4 protein-coding genes are annotated in these 3,238 nt (G+C 43.4%); 3 read left to right on the top strand and 1 reads right to left on the bottom strand.

The annotated features are described in order from the left end of the window. From AB7U21_RS11500 to AB7U21_RS11490, 3 genes are all read left to right on the top strand, one after another. Positions 1–478 (top strand): DUF835 domain-containing protein (locus AB7U21_RS11500; protein WP_428389189.1); only part of this gene is annotated, 478 nt, incomplete at its 5' end. A 75-nt stretch (positions 479–553) separates the two neighbouring features. Then, on the top strand, positions 554–1,273 hold the full coding sequence (locus AB7U21_RS11495) for an RAD55 family ATPase (RefSeq protein WP_428389187.1): 720 nt from the start codon (positions 554–556) through the stop codon (positions 1,271–1,273). 58 nt (positions 1,274–1,331) lie between these two features. After that, a complete protein-coding gene (locus tag AB7U21_RS11490; protein WP_428389185.1) occupies positions 1,332–1,739 on the top strand; it encodes a hypothetical protein in 408 nt (135 codons plus the stop codon). A 28-nt stretch (positions 1,740–1,767) separates the two neighbouring features. Here AB7U21_RS11490 and ftsA read toward each other — a convergent pair whose 3' ends face one another. Then, entirely contained in the window at positions 1,768–3,123 is a 1,356-nt protein-coding gene (ftsA, locus tag AB7U21_RS11485; protein WP_333788165.1) for a coenzyme F390 synthetase, read from the bottom strand. Positions 3,124–3,238 lie beyond the last annotated feature (115 nt).

The following is a 3,238-nucleotide window of genomic DNA, read 5'->3' as shown; positions in this document are numbered from 1 at the left end:
TGGTTTTATTTATCTTATACCTTGCCATGACTCGGCAGATGGTTATCGATTATTTACAAATCTTGTAAAGAGCGGTACCCCTGGCTTATGTATTACTCGTCAGAACCCTGAAAAGATCAGGGACATATATCAGCTTACTAAAACTCCTATGATCTGGCTGACCAAGAACAAGGTCCATGGCCAGCAGGTGATCGATCCCTCGGAGCTGTTCAAGATATTTCCTACAGTATTCGATTTTATCAGTAAGGTAAACGATGGTGTCATTCTTCTGGACGGACTTGAATTCCTATCCCTCTTTAACGATGTACGTTCTGTGGTAAAGCTCATGGAACAAACCAATGATACCATTATGGCATCTTCATCAAGGATGATATTGCAGCTTGATCCAGATGTATTTGATAAAAAAGAATATCATCTGTTGAAAAGGTGGATGAAATTGCTCCCTTTGGAGCGTGAGGACATCGAACAGCTACCATAAATATATAAACATGTGCTCTACAAAGGATGTTGAATACAATTATCCCTGTTACAATGCTCCGGGTTTGATGATAATATGAGGTTCATAGATACCATAGATGGTCTCAATGAAGTATTCGAGACAGATATTCCCAAGGATTTCGTGATCCTTGTAAAGGGTGCAGCAGGTACTCTTAAATCAGGTTTTACTTTTCAGATGCTCACGAAATACCTTGACAGCACGGATGAGTATGGGCTGTACATTACTCTTGAGCAGAGCAAGGAGAACCATATTCAGAACATGCAAAGCATGGGTATTTCTGTATCCAAGCGATTGCATATTAGTGATTTCAGTGATTACAGGGTCCAGTATGATGATTTTTCCGATGACCTCATCGATCTGTTGCAGGAAAATATTGTAGAGTTCAAAAGGAAACTTGGGGATAAATGTACCTGCGTGGCTCTTGATTCTCTGGGTGCCCTGTATTCTTTGCTGGATATAGAGCAGATCAATCTGAGAAAACGTCTGTACAGGTTCCTTGAGATCCTGCGCAGGGAAAATATTACTATGTTCCTGATACTCGAGACGGAAGCTGATCATAGTATGGAAGAGTCGGTGACTGGTACAGAAGGTTTCCTTGCTGATGGTATTATCGAGCTGGGACTCCATTTTCAGGGAAATGCTGCCAACCGTTATTTGCGAGTAAGGAAAATGAGGGCTACTGCCCATAGTATGGAACCCTGGATCCTTACAGTTGCAGATAATGGGCTTAAGGTCTACAAAGGCACTTTCAGCATACCTCTAGGCTTGGACTGAAAAGGCTAATAAAGCTTATGATCCTTTAGATAAAAGGAATTAGTCCAGGGGTATCTTTATGGTGGATGTTATCGCTATCATTGGAAATATCGGGTTGCAGTTTTTCATTTTGTTATTGCTGGTATTCTCTTCATATATGGCTCACTCCAAAAAAATGAATATACATTGCAGTTTAATGGGTGTAGCTCTTTTTCTGCAGCTTCTCACCATTGTGTTCGTAATGTTCCCTTCTTTTTCAGCCTTTTCAGGGATGCAGATCAGCAGCCAATTGCTGGTCGAACTGTGGGTACACCACATAGCAGGTCTTTTAGTGATGCTGCTGGTAATATACATCAATCTAGCAGTAAAAGGTTCAGTGCATTTTCTGGGAGAGCCTTACAGACTGATGAGACCTGTGGCATTGTTATGGTTTCTGGTTTTGCTTGGCGGAATGCACATATATATCAGTCTGTATCCTGCTCTGTAAGAAAGCTCAGTATCGAACCTAAGATAGATCATCTGCGGTCGACCAGGCGCTTTGGCCGGCCTTTTATGCGATACAGCTCCAGCCCGCCCTGGGCCACATAGTTGAATATTATCTTGAAACTCTCGTCATGGTATGCGTTCTCGAGCCTTTTCTTGTAACCGAAGAAGGCACGGAGGAAATTCTCTTCAACAAGCGATCTGTTACATGTTGCGGGATCAAGGCATTCCAGGCTGACCCTCATGACAGTTTCACCTTCATCATCGCCACCGTATAAGAAAGCTTCATACTCTCCTGTTAAGTGTTCCATATTATCTCGCTGGAAAACTCCTTTTTCCACATCCACACGATTGAAAGGTGTTTCTGCAACCCAGAAGGTTTCAGCTTCTCTTTGCGGATTCATTATTTTCATATGCGTTCTGCCACAGGCACAGGTCTTGCGGTCCATGACCACTGTGGTATCTTCTGTATCATAGTTAAGAAGAAGGGTACCACACTTAGCACCTACCGGAAGTAAGGTGCTGAGCACGATCCTGCCACACTCTCCGTCCTTGACGTATTTATCCATGCCCGGATCGTAGACATCCAGATGTACCATATCCTCTGATACGTGCAGGCCGCTGAGGTCCGTGCATTCTCCGCACATAGTACCTTCCGTACTACCATAATTGTTGTATACATCGCAATCCCACACTTCGGAAAGGTACTTACGTGCTTCTTCCGCAAAGCTTTCCCCGCCTACCACAAGACGCTGAATGCTTGATTCGGCAGGTTCCAGTCCCTGTTCCTTCATATTATTAGCAAGTCTTAACAGTTTGAAAACACTTCCCACTATGCCAGTGGGTTTATATGAGGTCACGATCCTTGTCGGAAAAGTGCATTTCCCAGTGGGGATTATGGTCATTCCCATATGATGTGCTGCAAGTGTCATTGTGTTTGCACCTACATTCATGCCATAAGAGGCACATATCACGACTTTGTCTCCCGGTCCGAATCCCTGTGCAACAAAGTAACGGGCATATTTCTCTGCATACCGATCCCAATCTTCCCAGGTGAGAAAGAAAGTTTTTGGTGTTCCACTGGTGCCGCTTGTTTCATGGATAGTGAATATTTCTTTCCAGTCCCCTGTCCTGAATTCGAAATCTGTGGTTACAGGAGGCTGGTGTTCTCGTATAGTACTGCCGTTGATGATGGGCAGTTCCAGCAGGTCTTCATGTGACTGGATATCGGAAGGTAAGATTCCGTGCTCTTTGAACCATTTTCTATAAAAAGGAGAATTCTCCACGGCGTATTTCACAGTGTATCGAATACGCTCATCTATCAATGCATCCAGTTCTCCTCTCTCCATGGTCTCTATGGAAGGATTGTGATAAGGTCCTGATGACATGTGTTCATACTCCTGTCGGTTATATATCCTGTTATCTGTTTTCAGGTGGTTTAAGCATTTTCATCATCTCACTGGTCTTTGTTGTGGGCATATTACAACTGTAACTAATTTGAAA

This window comes from Methanomethylovorans sp. (assembly GCF_050177135.1).
Lineage (GTDB): Archaea > Halobacteriota > Methanosarcinia > Methanosarcinales > Methanosarcinaceae > Methanomethylovorans.
The sequence above is the reverse complement of the archived record's forward strand: the minus strand, read 5'-3'. Positions and strand labels throughout refer to the sequence as shown.

Excerpts from the sequence above, each read along its gene's own strand:
- ftsA (WP_333788165.1), bottom strand. The coding sequence starts at position 3,123 with ATGTCATCAGGACCTTATCACAATCCTTCCATAGAGACCATGGAGAGA.
- AB7U21_RS11495 (WP_428389187.1), top strand. The coding sequence starts at position 554 with ATGAGGTTCATAGATACCATAGATGGTCTCAATGAAGTATTCGAGACA.
- AB7U21_RS11490 (WP_428389185.1), top strand. The coding sequence starts at position 1,332 with ATGGTGGATGTTATCGCTATCATTGGAAATATCGGGTTGCAGTTTTTC.